The sequence below is a fragment of the Shewanella sp. 5S214 genome (assembly GCF_041439795.1).
GTDB lineage: Bacteria > Pseudomonadota > Gammaproteobacteria > Enterobacterales > Shewanellaceae > Shewanella > Shewanella vesiculosa.
The window spans coordinates 1-15,676 of sequence record NZ_JBGOOV010000048.1 but is presented as its reverse complement, the minus strand read 5'-3'; the positions used below and the strand labels follow the sequence as shown (position 1 = coordinate 15,676).

Annotated in this window: 12 protein-coding genes; all 12 read right to left on the bottom strand. The window is 43.4% G+C overall.

Features of this window, described 5'->3' with window-relative positions; genetic code table 11:
* The coding region (locus tag ACED29_RS20495; protein WP_371698599.1) for a GTP-binding protein at window positions 1-91 on the bottom strand (91 nt) is incomplete at its 3' end.
* A gap of 69 nt (window positions 92-160) precedes the next feature.
* Window positions 161-2,257, bottom strand: a complete 2,097-nt coding sequence (gene fusA / locus ACED29_RS20490) for an elongation factor G (RefSeq protein ID WP_124017692.1) — start codon at window positions 2,255-2,257, stop codon at window positions 161-163.
* A 79-nt stretch (window positions 2,258-2,336) separates the two neighbouring features.
* Window positions 2,337-2,807, bottom strand: a complete 471-nt coding sequence (rpsG, locus tag ACED29_RS20485) for a 30S ribosomal protein S7 (RefSeq protein ID WP_011635636.1) — start codon at window positions 2,805-2,807, stop codon at window positions 2,337-2,339.
* An 82-nt stretch (window positions 2,808-2,889) separates the two neighbouring features.
* A complete protein-coding gene (gene rpsL / locus ACED29_RS20480; RefSeq protein WP_101033703.1) occupies window positions 2,890-3,264 on the bottom strand; it encodes a 30S ribosomal protein S12 in 375 nt (124 codons plus the stop codon).
* A 177-nt stretch (window positions 3,265-3,441) separates the two neighbouring features.
* Window positions 3,442-7,668, bottom strand: coding sequence for a DNA-directed RNA polymerase subunit beta' (gene rpoC, locus ACED29_RS20475; protein WP_124017693.1), 4,227 nt, complete (start codon window positions 7,666-7,668; stop codon window positions 3,442-3,444).
* Window positions 7,669-7,750: 82 nt separating this feature from the next.
* Window positions 7,751-11,782: a DNA-directed RNA polymerase subunit beta gene (gene rpoB / locus ACED29_RS20470; RefSeq protein ID WP_124017694.1), complete on the bottom strand. Its 4,032-nt coding sequence runs from the start codon at window positions 11,780-11,782 to the stop codon at window positions 7,751-7,753.
* A gap of 234 nt (window positions 11,783-12,016) precedes the next feature.
* Entirely contained in the window at window positions 12,017-12,382 is a 366-nt protein-coding gene (rplL, locus tag ACED29_RS20465) for a 50S ribosomal protein L7/L12 (protein WP_124017695.1), read from the bottom strand.
* A gap of 54 nt (window positions 12,383-12,436) precedes the next feature.
* A complete protein-coding gene (gene rplJ / locus ACED29_RS20460; RefSeq protein ID WP_124017696.1) occupies window positions 12,437-12,937 on the bottom strand; it encodes a 50S ribosomal protein L10 in 501 nt (166 codons plus the stop codon).
* A gap of 274 nt (window positions 12,938-13,211) precedes the next feature.
* Complete coding sequence (gene rplA / locus ACED29_RS20455) at window positions 13,212-13,913, bottom strand: 50S ribosomal protein L1 (protein ID WP_124017697.1); 702 nt, start codon at window positions 13,911-13,913, stop codon at window positions 13,212-13,214.
* Window positions 13,914-13,917: 4 nt separating this feature from the next.
* Window positions 13,918-14,346 carry a 50S ribosomal protein L11 gene (gene rplK / locus ACED29_RS20450; RefSeq protein WP_124017698.1) on the bottom strand — a complete coding sequence of 143 codons (429 nt, stop codon included), beginning with the start codon at window positions 14,344-14,346 and terminating at the stop codon, window positions 13,918-13,920.
* Window positions 14,347-14,474: 128 nt separating this feature from the next.
* Entirely contained in the window at window positions 14,475-15,026 is a 552-nt protein-coding gene (gene nusG / locus ACED29_RS20445; RefSeq protein ID WP_124017699.1) for a transcription termination/antitermination protein NusG, read from the bottom strand.
* A 10-nt stretch (window positions 15,027-15,036) separates the two neighbouring features.
* The gene (gene secE / locus ACED29_RS20440) at window positions 15,037-15,408 is read right to left on the bottom strand and encodes a preprotein translocase subunit SecE (protein ID WP_011635627.1); all 372 of its coding nucleotides are present in this window, start codon (window positions 15,406-15,408) and stop codon (window positions 15,037-15,039) included.
* Window positions 15,409-15,676 lie beyond the last annotated feature (268 nt).

The window sequence follows — 15,676 nt, the reverse complement described above, 5'->3', positions numbered from 1 at the left end:
CTGCTGTTAAAGTTGTTTTACCATGGTCAACGTGACCGATGGTGCCCACGTTTACGTGAGGCTTAATACGTTCAAATTTAGCTTTTGCCACGATATATTCCTTTCTTTTCAGAAGTGCTCGATTAATTCGAGCAATATAACATTGATGCCGTAACCAATATTAGTTACGAGATTCTATAATCGCTTTTGCAATGTTTTGCGGTGCATCTGCGTACTTCAAGAACTCCATAGAGTATGAAGCACGACCCTGAGATGCAGAGCGCAAATCAGTTGCATAACCAAACATTTCAGATAGAGGCACTACTGCGTGGACAAGTTTAACACCTGCGATGCCATCGTCCATACCTTCGATTATGCCACGACGGCGGTTTAAATCACCCACTACGTCGCCCATATAATTTTCAGGTGTAGTCACTTCTACTTTCATACAAGGTTCGAGCAACACCGGAGACGCTTCAAGCGCCCCCTGTTTAAAGCCCATAGAACCTGCAATTTTGAATGCCATTTCGTTCGAGTCCACATCATGATATGAACCATCAAATAAACTGACTTTCACGTCAAGTACAGGATAGCCGGCTAAAACGCCGTTTTTCATCTGTTCTTGAATACCTTTATCAACGGCAGGAATGAATTCACGAGGAACTACACCGCCTACTATTTCGTTAACAAATTCATAGCCAGAACCCTCTTCGAGAGGTTCAATTCTTAACCAAACATGACCAAATTGACCACGTCCGCCAGATTGACGTATGAACTTACCTTCCACTTCAACTTTAGAACGAATTGTTTCACGGTAGGCTACCTGTGGTTTACCTACGTTACACTCTACACCAAACTCGCGACGCATACGGTCAACGATAATGTCTAAGTGTAATTCGCCCATACCAGATATCAGTGTTTGTGCCGATTCGTCATCAGTCTCAACTTTGAATGATGGATCTTCCGCTGCTAATTTTTGCAGCGCAATCCCCATTTTATCTTGGTCGGCTTTTGAACGAGGCTCAACGGCAATGGTAATTACAGGTTCAGGGAACTCCATGCGCTCAAGAATCACTCTGTGATCATTATCGCAGAGAGTATCACCGGTTGTTACATCTTTAAGACCGATAGCAGCCGCTATATCACCAGCACGTACTTCTTTCAGTTCTGTTCGGTCGTTTGCGTGCATTTGCACAATACGCCCTACTCGCTCACGTTTCTGCTTAACAGAATTATAAACACCAGAACCTGATTCAAGCACACCTGAATACACGCGGATAAAGGTCAGTGTACCAACAAATGGATCAGTCGCAATTTTAAATGCTAAGGCCGCAAAAGGGGCATTATCATCGGGTGGGCGTTTAACTTCGTTTTCGCTGTCATCAATACCGGTAATTGCAGGTACATCATTAGGCGCTGGTAAGAAGTCAACTACCGCATCGAGAACCGCTTGCACACCTTTGTTCTTAAATGCAGAACCACAAGTTGCTAATACGATCTCATTGTTAATTGTGCGCTGACGCAACGCTGTTTTGATCTCGACTTCTGATAACTCACCTTCTTCAAGGTACTTGTTCATCAGTTCATCAGAGGCTTCAGCTGCTGCTTCCACGAGATACTCATGCATCTCTGCCGCTTTTGCTGCTAGATTTGCAGGAATGTCTTCATAAGTGAATGTCATCCCCTGATCTATTTCAGACCAGTTAATGGCTTTCATCTTAATTAAATCAATAACACCCTTGAAGTTCTCTTCTGCACCAATATTTAAATGAATTGGTACACAAGTCGCACCAAGGCGATTACGAATTTGATTTATTACACGGTCGAAATCTGCACCTGCACGGTCCATCTTATTAACAAATACCAGACGCGGAACGTGGTATTTATCAGCTTGACGCCATACGGTTTCAGATTGTGGTTCAACGCCTGACGAGCCGCAGAATACTACTACAGCGCCATCGAGAACACGTAATGAACGCTCGACTTCAATAGTGAAGTCTACGTGACCTGGGGTATCGATGATATTAATACGGTGTTCAGTGAACTGAGCTTCCATACCGCGCCAAAAAGTTGTTACTGCAGCAGAGGTGATAGTAATACCACGCTCTTGCTCTTGTACCATCCAATCTGTCGTGGCGGCGCCGTCATGCACCTCGCCGATTTTATGAGACATACCGGTATAGAACAGAACACGTTCTGTTGTGGTAGTTTTACCTGCATCCACATGAGCAACAATACCGATATTTCGATAACGCTCAATTGGGGTTATACGAGCCACTATTTATACCCTCTCAGCTAAAACTTTTGGTTTTAGCAATATCAACAATATGGAGCGGACCGAAGTCCGCTCCATCATATTACCAACGGTAATGAGCAAAGGCTTTGTTAGCTTCAGCCATGCGATGCACGTCTTCACGCTTCTTAACCGCAGTACCTTTGTTTTCAGACGCATCTAGCATTTCACCTGCTAGACGTAAAGCCATAGATTTTTCACCACGTTTGCGAGCAGCTTCAACTAACCAGCGCATCGCTAGTGCGTTACGACGCACTGGACGAACTTCACATGGTACTTGATAAGTAGAACCACCAACGCGACGAGATTTAACTTCGACTGATGGGCGAACGTTATCAAGAGCTGCTTCAAGGATACTTAAATGATTTTCGCTTTTCTTTTCAGCGACAACATCTAGTGCCTTGTAAATGATTTTTTCTGCAGTCGACTTTTTGCCGTCCTGCATGATGACGTTGATGAACTTAGCCAACAACTCACTGTGAAACTTTGGATCTGGTAGGATTTTACGTTGTCCTACAACGCGACGTCTTGGCATATTAATTCTCCGTATGCTTCAGGTATTTCCAAAACTGGAATGTCAAATAAATACTAGCTTGGCCTTACTTAAACGGGATACGTTAAGACTTAGGACGCTTAGCACCGTACTTAGAACGGCCTTGGCGACGTGAAGTCACGCCAGCACAGTCTAATGCGCCACGAACAGTGTGGTAACGCACACCTGGTAAGTCTTTAACACGACCACCACGGATTAGGATTACACTGTGCTCTTGCAAGTTATGGCCTTCACCACCGATATACGAAGTTACTTCGAAACCGTTAGTTAAGCGCACACGAGCTACTTTACGTAGTGCAGAGTTAGGTTTTTTAGGTGTTGTAGTGTACACACGAGTACAAACACCACGTTTTTGTGGGCACGCGTTCAACGCAGGCACATTAGTCTTTTCGACTTTTGGCGCGCGTGGCTTACGTACCAACTGGTTAACAGTTGCCATGTATAGCTCCGACAGTTGATTCAAGCTCAACAATTAGGTGTGAAAAATCTATATCCCACAATGGTGGGACGCGGAATTTTAGAAAGGTAATGGCAATCTGTCAAGAAATAGCCAACTTTTCATGCAAATTCCAATAAAAAAGGCGCCAATGGCGCCTTTTTTTAACAAAAAACTAACTTAATCTTGGCCACCGGCCAAGTTTAGTAGATCTGCTAGGTTCTGTTCAGCTTCGCTTGCAGTAACAGTTGTAGCTGCTACTTTGCCACGAGAACTTAACACTTTAGCGCGTTCTTCGTTACGGGTCTTGTGATAAGCATAACCAGTACCAGCTGGGATCAAACGACCAACGATTACGTTTTCTTTCAGACCACGTAATGGATCGCTCTTACCGCCAACGGCCGCTTCAGTTAACACACGAGTGGTTTCCTGGAACGATGCTGCAGAGATGAATGATTCAGTAGCCAAAGACGCTTTGGTAATACCGAGTAATTCACGTTCAAACGTTGCAGGTGTTTTACCTTGAGCGATTAACTCACGGTTAGCAATCTTCACGCGTGAAACTTCTGCTTGCTCACCTTCTAAGAATTCAGTGTCGCCTGTTGAAGTGATCAAACACTTACGTAACATTTGACGAATGATAACTTCGATGTGCTTATCGTTGATCTTAACGCCCTGTAGACGGTAAACATCTTGTACTTCGTTCACAATGTAGTTTGCTACGTTGTGGATACCACGAAGACGAAGAATGTCGTGTGCCGCTTCTGGGCCGTCTGCTATAACTTCACCACGTTCGACTTTTTCACCTTCGAACACGTTTAAGTTACGCCACTTAGGGATCATCTCTTCATAGTGATCACTACCATCGGCTGGCGTAATCACTAGACGACGCTTACCTTTAGTTTCCTTACCGAACGAGATAGTACCTGAGATTTCTGCAAGAATTGCAGGCTCTTTCGGCTTACGCGCTTCGAATAAGTCAGCAACACGTGGTAGACCACCGGTGATGTCACGAGTTTTAGACGATTCTTGTGGAATACGTGCTAATGGATCACCAACGTTGATTTTCGCGTTATCGTCTTTCGACACAATCGCGTTACCAGGTAAGAAGTATTGAGCTGGTACTTCAGTACCAGGGATCATTAAGTCGTTACCATTGGCATCAACTAAGCGAATAGCTGGACGCAATTCTTTACCGGCTGAAGTACGAGCACCAACATCGAGCACCACAACAGAAGATAAACCCGTTAACTCGTCAGTTTGGCGAGTCATAGTTACGCCATCGATCATGTCAACGAACTTCACGCTACCGGCAACTTCAGAAATAATTGGGTGAGTATGTGGATCCCAGTTTGCGATGATTTCGCCAGCTGCAACTTCACTTTCTTCCAATTTCTCTAATACGGTACCGTAAGGTACTTTATAGCGCTCTTTCTCACGACCTAGCTCATCGATGATAGCTATCTCAGAAGAACGAGAAACAATTACAAGCTTACCGTCGATATTTGAAACATGCTTAGCATTGTGTAACTTCAGAGAACCCGCGTTCTTAACTTGAACGTTGTTTTCTGCAGAAGCTCGAGATGCCGCACCACCAATATGGAACGTACGCATGGTTAACTGTGTACCAGGTTCACCAATAGACTGCGCCGCAACAACACCAATCGCTTCACCGTGGTTAATAATATGACCACGGGCTAAGTCACGACCGTAACATGCCGCACACACACCAAAGTCTGTGTCACAGGTAATAACAGAACGTACAATGACTTCGTCGATACTGTGTTCTTCTAACGTATTACACCATGCTTCATCAAGAAGTGTGTTGCGTGGAGCAAGCACTTCATCTGTACCTGGCTTCATTACGTCAAGCGCAACCACACGACCTAGAACACGTTCACGTAATGGCTCAACAACATCACCACCTTCAATAAGCGGTTTCATTGTTAGACCATGCTCAACACCACAGTCATCTTCAATAACAACTAAGTCTTGTGCAACGTCTACTAAACGACGAGTCAAGTAACCCGAGTTAGCTGTCTTCAATGCTGTATCGGCAAGACCTTTACGCGCACCGTGAGTAGAAATAAAGTACTGAAGTACGTTTAGACCTTCACGGAAGTTAGCCGTAATTGGTGTTTCGATGATTGAGCCATCTGGCTTAGCCATCAAACCACGCATACCTGCTAGCTGACGGATCTGTGCAGCACTACCACGAGCACCTGAGTCAGCCATCATATAGATGCTGTTAAACGAAGCTTGTTGCTCAGGTACACCATCACGGTTAATCACTGTCTCAGTAGACAAGTTTTCCATCATGGCTTTAGAGACTTTTTCGTTCGCGCTTGCCCAGATATCGATTACTTTGTTGTAACGCTCACCAGCTGTTACAAGACCTGACTGGAACTGCTCTTGAATTTCAAGCACTTCAGCTTCAGCGTCTGCAACTAAGGTGTATTTCTCGTCAGGAATAACCATGTCATCGATACCAACAGAGGCACCAGAAATGGTTGCAAAACGGAAACCGGTATACATCAATTGGTCAGCAAAGATAACAGTATCTTTAAGACCTAGTTGACGATAACAAGTGTTCAACAGCTTAGAAATCTGTTTCTTACCCATGTTTTGGTTAACCAAATCATACGATAAGCCTTCAGGCAAAATTAATGATAAAAGAGCACGACCAACAGTCGTATCAATGATACGAGTTGCTTTAGTTCTTTCGCCATCTTCTGCGATGTTGGTTTCGGTAATACGCACTTTAACGCGAGCATGTAGTTCAGCAACACCAGTAGCGTAGGCTTTTTCTACTTCTGACACATCAGCGAATGCCATACCTTCACCGCGACCGTTAATACATTCACGGCTGGTGTAGTACAAACCTAATACAACGTCCTGAGACGGCGTAATTACTGGCTCACCGTTAGCAGGTGACAAAATGTTGTTGGTTGACATCATTAGCGCACGAGCTTCTAACTGAGCTTCAAGCGTTAATGGTACGTGAACCGCCATTTGGTCACCGTCGAAGTCGGCGTTGTATGCCGCACAAACTAACGGATGCAATTGAATTGCTTTACCTTCAATCAGTACAGGTTCAAATGCTTGAATACCTAGTCTGTGAAGTGTTGGTGCACGGTTAAGCATTACTGGATGTTCACGAATCACTTCGTCTAACACATCCCATACTTCAGCCTGTTCGCGTTCAACCATTTTCTTAGCAGCTTTGATAGTCGTCGCTAAACCACGCGCTTCTAACTTGCCGTAAATAAATGGTTTGAATAGCTCAAGCGCCATCTTCTTAGGAAGACCACACTGATGCAGACGTAAAGTAGGACCTACGGTAATTACCGAACGGCCTGAATAGTCAACACGCTTACCAAGTAAGTTCTGACGGAAACGACCTTGCTTACCCTTGATCATATCAGCAAGAGATTTAAGCGGACGCTTGTTAGAACCGGTAATAGCACGACCGCGACGACCGTTATCTAATAGCGCATCAACTGACTCTTGTAACATACGTTTTTCGTTACGTACAATAATGTCAGGCGCAGCTAAATCTAACAGACGCTTTAAGCGGTTGTTACGGTTAATCACACGACGGTAAAGATCGTTAAGATCTGATGTCGCGAAACGACCACCATCTAACGGCACTAATGGACGTAGATCAGGTGGAAGAACCGGTAATACTTTTAAGATCATCCACTCTGGCTTGTTGCCAGAAGTGAAGAATGCTTCCATCAACTTAAGGCGTTTAGTCACCTTTTTACGACGGGTTTCAGAGTTAATTGAAGGCAACTCTTCACGCATTTGCTCGATCTGTTCAGCTAAATTGATAGCACGAAGCAATTCAAGAACGGCTTCAGCACCCATTTTAGCTTCAAACTCGTCACCGTATTCTTCTAACGCATCAAGATACGTTTCTTCGGTCAGCATTTGGCCGCGCTCAAGCGTGGTCATACCAGGCTCGATAACAACAAATGATTCGAAATACAGTACGCGTTCAATATCACGCAACGTCATATCTAGCATTAAGCCAATACGTGACGGAAGTGATTTTAAGAACCAAATGTGGGCAACTGGGCTAGCCAGATCAATGTGACCCATGCGCTCACGACGCACTTTAGTCTGGGTAACTTCTACGCCACACTTTTCACAAATAACACCACGGTGCTTCAAACGCTTGTATTTACCACACAAACATTCGTAATCTTTAACCGGACCAAAGATACGCGCACAAAACAAACCTTCACGCTCAGGCTTGAATGTACGGTAGTTAATGGTTTCTGGCTTCTTTACTTCACCAAAAGACCAAGAACGGATTAGATCTGGCGAGGCCAAACCAATTTTAATACCGTTAAATTCTTCAGTCTTACTTTGCTGTTTAAGAAACTTTAATAAGTCTTTCACGTTTCTCTCCTGAAGGAGTTAAACCAGGTGCTTTGCTGCTGCAAAGCACCCTTGGTTACCAAACATTGCTTAAGTGCGATGCTTACTCTTGGTCCAACTCGATATTAATACCAAGTGAACGAATTTCCTTCAACAATACGTTGAAAGACTCAGGCATGCCAGGTTGCATCTGATGGTTACCGTCGACGATGTTTTTATACATCTGAGTACGACCGTTAACGTCATCTGATTTAACCGTTAGCATTTCTTGTAGAGTATAAGCAGCACCATATGCTTCAAGTGCCCACACTTCCATCTCACCGAAACGCTGACCACCAAATTGAGCTTTACCGCCCAATGGTTGTTGAGTCACTAAGCTGTACGAACCCGTAGAACGAGCGTGCATCTTGTCATCAACTAAGTGGTTCAATTTAAGCATATACATGTAACCAACAGTTACTTTACGCTCAAATTCGTTACCGGTACGGCCGTCACATAATGTCAACTGGCCAGACTCAGGTAAGCCTGCAAGAGCAAGCATTTGCTTGATCTCTTTCTCTTTAGCACCGTCGAATGCTGGTGTAGCAATTGGAATACCACCTTTAAGGTTGGTAGCCAAGCGCACAACTTCATCATCAGTAAACGAATCGATATCAACGCGTTGAAGCACGTCATCACCTAATTCATAAACTTGTTTGATGTAACCACGAAGTTCGGCAATTTCACGCTGCTCTTCAAGCATAGCAGTAATTTTATTACCGATACCCTTAGCTGCTGCGCCCATGTGGACTTCAAGTACCTGACCGATGTTCATACGCGAAGGTACGCCCAATGGGTTAAGTACGATGTCTACAGGATTACCTTCTTCATCGTATGGCATGTCTTCAACAGGACAAATCTTCGAGATAACACCTTTGTTACCATGACGACCTGCCATCTTGTCACCAGGCTGGATAGTACGTTTAACTGCAAGGTAAACCTTAACAATTTTCAATACACCAGGTGCCAAGTCATCACCTTGGGTGATCTTGCGACGCTTGATTTCAAATGTCTTATCGAAGTCTGCTTTAAGCTCTTCATGCTGTTCAGCTAACTGCTCTAATTCAGTTTGTTTTGCTTCATCGTCGATAACTTGGATTAATACGTCTTTACGTGGGATCTCAGCTAACTTAGCTTCAGAATAACCTACAGACAATAACAAGTTACGTGCACGGCCCAATACGCCTTCTTCAAGGATCTTGAACTCTTCACCTAAGTCTTTACGAGCTTGGCGAACATGCATTTCTTCAATTTCAAGCGCACGCTTATCTTTCTCAACGCCGTCACGGGTAAATACCTGTACGTCGATGATGGTGCCTTTGACTGAGTTAGGAACACGTAATGAGCTGTCCTTAACGTCAGAAGCTTTTTCACCAAAAATAGCTCGGAGTAGTTTCTCTTCTGGAGTTAACTGTGTTTCACCCTTAGGTGTCACTTTACCCACAAGAATGTCGCCACCCTTCACTTCTGCACCAATATAAACGATACCTGATTCATCTAATTTAGATAAAGCAGACTCACCTACGTTTGGAATATCAGCAGTGATTTCTTCGCTACCCAATTTAGTATCACGAGCAATACAAGAAAGCTCCTGAATATGGATAGTAGTAAAACGATCTTCTTGCGCTACGCGCTCAGAAATTAAGATCGAATCTTCGAAGTTATAACCGTTCCAAGGCATGAACGCGATGCGCATGTTCTGACCAAGCGCCAAATCACCTAAATCGGTAGATGGACCATCGGCCAATACATCGCCACGAACCACTGGCTCACCAACAGAACAACAAGGACGTTGGTTAATACAAGTGTTTTGGTTTGAACGGGTATATTTAGTTAGGTTGTAAATGTCGATACCGGCTTCACCTGCGTGTAGCTCATCTTCATTTACTTTAACTACGATACGGCTAGCATCAACATAATCAACCACACCGCCACGTTTAGCAGCTACAACCACACCAGAGTCAACAGCAAGAGTACGTTCAATACCCGTTCCGACTAACGGCTTATCAGCACGTAAAGTTGGTACTGCTTGACGTTGCATGTTTGCACCCATCAATGCGCGGTTAGCATCATCGTGTTCTAAGAACGGAATTAATGATGCTGCAACAGAAATAATCTGCTGTGGAGATACGTCCATATACTGAACATCAGCTGCGCGCATAAAGGTAGACTCACCTTTGTGACGACAAGCGATTTGTTCTTCTGCCATACGGCCATCAGCATCAACTTCGATGTTAGCCTGAGCAATAACATAACGACCTTCTTCGATTGCTGATAAGTATTCAACATCATCAGTAATCACACCATCAACCACTTTGCGGTAAGGTGTTTCTAGGAAGCCGTAAGAGTTAGTGCGCGCAAAACTTGCTAACGAGTTGATTAGACCAATGTTTGGACCTTCAGGGGTCTCAATTGGACATAAACGACCGTAGTGAGTTGGATGTACGTCACGAACTTCGAAACCAGCACGCTCACGAGTCAAACCACCTGGGCCAAGCGCAGAAATACGACGTTTATGCGTCACTTCTGATAGCGGGTTGTTTTGATCCATAAACTGTGACAATTGTGAAGAACCAAAGAATTCTTTCACTGCCGCAGAAATTGGCTTAGCGTTAATCAAGTCTTGTGGCATTAGCTCGTTTAAATCGCCTAAAGATAGACGCTCACGAACAGCACGCTCAACACGGACTAAACCAACACGGAACTGGTTTTCAGCCATTTCACCAACGCTACGAATACGACGGTTACCTAAGTGGTCAATATCGTCGACTTCATCATAACCATTACGGATTTCGATGATTTTCTTCATAACAGATACGATGTCTTCTTTAGACAACACACCGTTACCTTCGTCTTCTGCAATCTCAAGACGACGGTTGAACTTCATACGACCTACTTTAGATAAGTCATAACGTTCTTCACTGAAGAATAGGTTTTGGAATAAACCTTCAGCAGCATCTTTGGTTGGTGGCTCGCCAGGACGCATCATACGGTAGATTTCAACTAAAGCTTCTAAGCGGTTAGTTGTTGAATCAATGCGTAATGTGTCAGCAATATAAGCACCATGATCAAGATCATTGATAAACAAAGTATCAATATTCTTAATACCAGCAAGTGATAACTTAGCTAAATCTTCTAAGGTAATCTCGCTGTTTGCGGTCACTAAAACTTCACCGGTATCTTCATCGATGTAGTCTTGAGCAGCATACTTACCAACAATATAATCTACTGGCACTTCTAGCTCAGTCGTGTTGGTTTTTTCAAGTTGCTTAATGTGACGCGCAGTGATGCGACGACCAGCTTCAACTAATAAAGAGCCTTCAGCATCTTTAATGTCATAGCCAGCAGTTTCACCACGTAGGCGGTCAGGCACTAGTGACATCACTAATGAGTCTTTTTTAATCTTAAACTCGATACGCTCAAAGAATAAATCGAGGATATCTTGAGTAGAATATTCAAGCGCTCGTAAAATGATAGTAGCCGGTAATTTACGACGACGGTCAATACGAACGAATAGAGCATCTTTAGGATCAAATTCAAAGTCAAGCCATGAACCACGGTAAGGAATAATACGTGCGTTATACAGCACCTTACCAGAAGAGTGGGTTTTACCACGGTCATGATCAAAGAACACACCTGGAGAACGGTGTAACTGAGACACGATTACACGCTCAGTACCGTTAATAACGAAAGTACCGTTATTAGTCATCATAGGTATATCACCCATGTAGACTTCTTGCTCTTTAATGTCTTTAACAGTGCCAGCAGCAGCTTCACGGTCAAACAACACCATGCGTAATTTAACGCGTAGTGGTGCCGAATAAGTAACACCGCGGATCTGACATTCTTTCACATCAAAAACTGGCTCACCTAGCTTGTAGCTGACATATTGCAGCTCAGAATAGCCAGAAAAGCTCTTGATAGGAAAAACGCTACGGAATGCAGCTTCTAAGCCACGCTCACCCGTAGGGTCTTGATCGGTGAACTTCTTAAAAGAGTCTAACTGGATAGACAATAAATAAGGGATGTCCAAAACTTTTGGACGCTTACCAAAGTCTTTGCGAATACGCTTCTTTTCAGAATAGGAGTAAACCATGGGTTTCCTCTGCTTACGAGATGTGACCAAGACTGAAATAATTTAATTAAATCAGCACGTTTGCCCATCACCGTTGATGGCAAGAACCTAACCAGTAATCTCTGCTAGGGACTGCTAAAACTGGCGACAAACGGTGAAAAAAAATCGCCTGCGCATAAAGCGCAAAAAAGGCCGACGGTTAAAAAACCGCCAGCCTTCACCCAATTGCTTGGGTGATGCAAGCTAAATTATAGCTTACTTAACTTCAACAGAAGCACCAGCGGCTTCTAGATCAGCTTTAAGAGTTGCAGCTTCTTCTTTAGACACAGCTTCTTTAACTGCGATTGGAGAAGATTCAGCCATAGTTTTAGCTTCTTTTAGGCCTAAACCTGTAGCGCTACGAAGTGCTTTAATAACAGCAACTTTGTTTTCGCCATGAGAAGTAAGAACTACGTCAAATTCTGTTTGCTCTTCAGCAACAACAGCATCGCCGCCGCCTGAAACTACTGCAGCAGCAGCAGAAACGCCGAATTTCTCTTCCATAGCTTCGATTAGTTCAACTACTTCCATTACAGACATTGCTGCAAAAGCTTCTAACATTTGGTCTTTAGTGATAGACATTAGAAATATTTCCTATTGTTCTGAATTCAATTTTATTAAGCTGCCTGCTTATAATTAAGCGGCGTCTTGTTTTTGATCGCGAAGGGCGGCCAATGTACGTACGAATTTGCCAGCAGATGCTTCTTTCATAGTCATCATCAACTGAGCTAGTGCTTCGTCGTAAGTTGGTAGTTTCGCTAAACGATCAATATCAGCTGCAGGGATAAACATCCCTTCGAAAGCTGCACCTTTAACTTCAAATTTTGCTTGACCCTTAGCGAAGTCTTTTAAAAGACGCGCTGCAGCACCTGGATGCTCGTTAGAGAAAGCTATTAAAGTTGGGCCAGTGAACGTTTCTGCTAGGCACTCAAAAGCTGTACCTTGAACCGCACGACGAGCAAGAGTGTTACGTACTACACGTACAAACACACCATTTTCGCGAGCAGCTTTACGCAGACCGGTCATAGCACCTACAGTTACGCCACGTGAATCGGCAACAACTGCAGAAAGTGCACCTTTGGCAGCTTCGTTGACTTCAGCCACAATTGCCTGTTTGTCTTCGAGTCTTAATGCCATTGGCTTTACTCCTGGATTCTACCTAGGGAATTCCCTAGAATTTACCAAACTAAACACAAATGTGTTTAGTTACTTACGGTGCAGATTTTCCAGTAAAAAAATTTAGCTGGGGCCTGACACCGTCTACGCTGGAAATTAAGTTAACCTTACGATTAACACCTGCGGTCTTGGACGGAAACCGACTCTAATATACAAAAAGTGATTTACTTATGTATAAAAGCGGCTTCAACCCACAAAGTGCGCGCATTATAGACTAATACGCGCGCTTTGTATATTACTTAACTTCGTCCAGAGAACCCTGGTCGATAGCTACACCTGCACCCATAGTGGTAGAGATGCTAATCTTTTTCACGTAAATGCCTTTAGCAACTGCAGGCTTAGCCTTTTTCAGTGCTGACACTAACGATTCTAAGTTTTCTTTCAACTGTTCAGTAGTGAATGTAACTTTACCGATAGTTGTGTGGATAATACCATTTTTGTCGTTTCTGTAACGAACTTGACCTGCTTTGGCATTCTTAACTGCTTCAGCAACGTTTGGCGTTACTGTACCAGTTTTAGGGTTAGGCATTAAACCACGAGGGCCTAAAATTTGACCTAACATACCAACAACGCGCATTGCATCTGGAGATGCGATAACCACGTCGAAGTTCATTTCGCCAGCTTTAACTTTTTCAGCTAAATCTTCCATACCCACAAGTTCTGCGCCAGCAGCGATAGCAGCTTCAGCGTTTGCACCTTGTGTGAATACAGCAACACGAACATCACGACCAGTACCATGTGGAAGTACAGTAGCACCACGCACGTTTTGATCTGATTTACGAGGATCGATGCCTAGATTAACAGCTACATCAACACTTTCAACAAACTTAGCAGTCGCTAATTCTTGTAAAAGTACTACAGCTTCGCTGATGTCATACAATTTTGTTGCATCAACTTTTTCGCGGATAACGCGAGCGCGCTTAGTTAGCTTTGCCATTATATTAGTCCTCTACTACCAAACCCATTGAACGTGCAGTACCTTCAATTGAGCGAGTCATCGCTTCAATATCAGCACCAGTCATATCAGCGGCTTTAGATTCAGCAATTTCCTGAACTGCGCTACGCTTAATAGTACCTACTTTTTGAGTATTAGGACGGCCAGAACCTGATTTCAGACCTACTGCTTTAAGCAATAAGAAAGATGCAGGTGGAGTCTTAGTTTCAAAAGTGAAAGAACGGTCGTTATATACAGTGATAACAACAGGAATCGGCATACCTTTTTCGAACTTTTCAGTACGAGCGTTGAATGCTTTACAGAATTCCATGATGTTCACACCTTTTTGACCTAAAGCAGGTCCAACTGGTGGAGACGGGTTTGCAGCACCGGCTGCTACTTGTAGCTTGATATAAGCTTCAATTTTCTTTGCCATGTCGACATTTCCTCTATTTGGGTTCAAACGCATCTTGGCGACATGCCAATACGCTCCCCTGAAAACAACGGGTGCGAATTATATAAAAATACGCACCCGCAAACAATATATATTTGTAGTTATTTTAATCAGCTCTTTTCGACTTGATTAAAATCGAGTTCTACTGGTGTTGAACGACCGAAAATCATCACCGAAACTTTAATACGGTTCTTTTCATAATCGACTTCTTCGATTGTACCGTTAAAGTCAGCAAATGGACCGTCACAAACGCGAACCACTTCACCAGGCTCATACATAATACGATGAGTTGGAGACTCAACAGTATCTTGTAGACGCTGAAGAATTGCATCAGCTTCTTTGTCTGAAATCGGTGCAGGACGATCCGATGTTCCACCGATAAAGCCCATTACACGTGGAATGCTTTTGACTAAGTGCCAGCTGTCATCGTTCATTTCCATCTGGACCAATACATAACCAGGGAAAAATTTGCGTTCACTTTTACGGCGTTGACCTGCACGCATTTCAACAACTTCTTCAGTAGGAACTAAAATCTCACCAAAGTATGCTTCCATGTTATGCATTTTGATATGTTCCAGCAGTGTTTTAAGCACACGGCCTTCATAGCCTGAAAAGGCTTGGATCACATACCATCTTTTTTTCGCTTCTGTAACTTCAGTCATTTTCAGATGCCTATACGCCAGTAATTAAATTGACTACTCGTAACAATATAGCATCTAATCCCCAAAGGATTAATGCCATTACTGCAGTAGCTGCAAGTACAATAAAGGTAGTGTTTAGCGCCTCTTGGCGAGTTGGCCAAACGACTTTGCGCACTTCAATATGTGCTTCACGAGCAAAAGATTGCGCCTGCTTTCCCTTACTTGTCTGCAGTGCAATGATACCTGCAATAGCAAAGGCAATAATTACCCCAGCAACACGAGCTACAACATTAGCATCTGCATAAAATTGATTGCCTATAACAGCAGTAGCAATAAGCAATGCTGCTATGCCCCACTTAACGATATCCAAAGAATTACTCTGGTTTTCAGTATTTGTTGTCATCGGTTAATTCCGTTACTCACTACGACCTGGGCTTAGCTTGGTAAACAACATATTCACCAAATCCACATTTCCGAACTTTCCCGGAAAATGCATAAGCACAGGGTCAAAAATCGGCCATAGATTGTATTCTTATTCAGCTTTGTTCGCAACAATACAGGTAAAGTAAGATTAACAAATCAATCAAAAAATCGATTTTTATTGCTATCTTTACCCTAAAAATAAAAAAGGAAGCCTAAGCTTCCTTTTTTAGTGTTCACTAAAGTCGCTA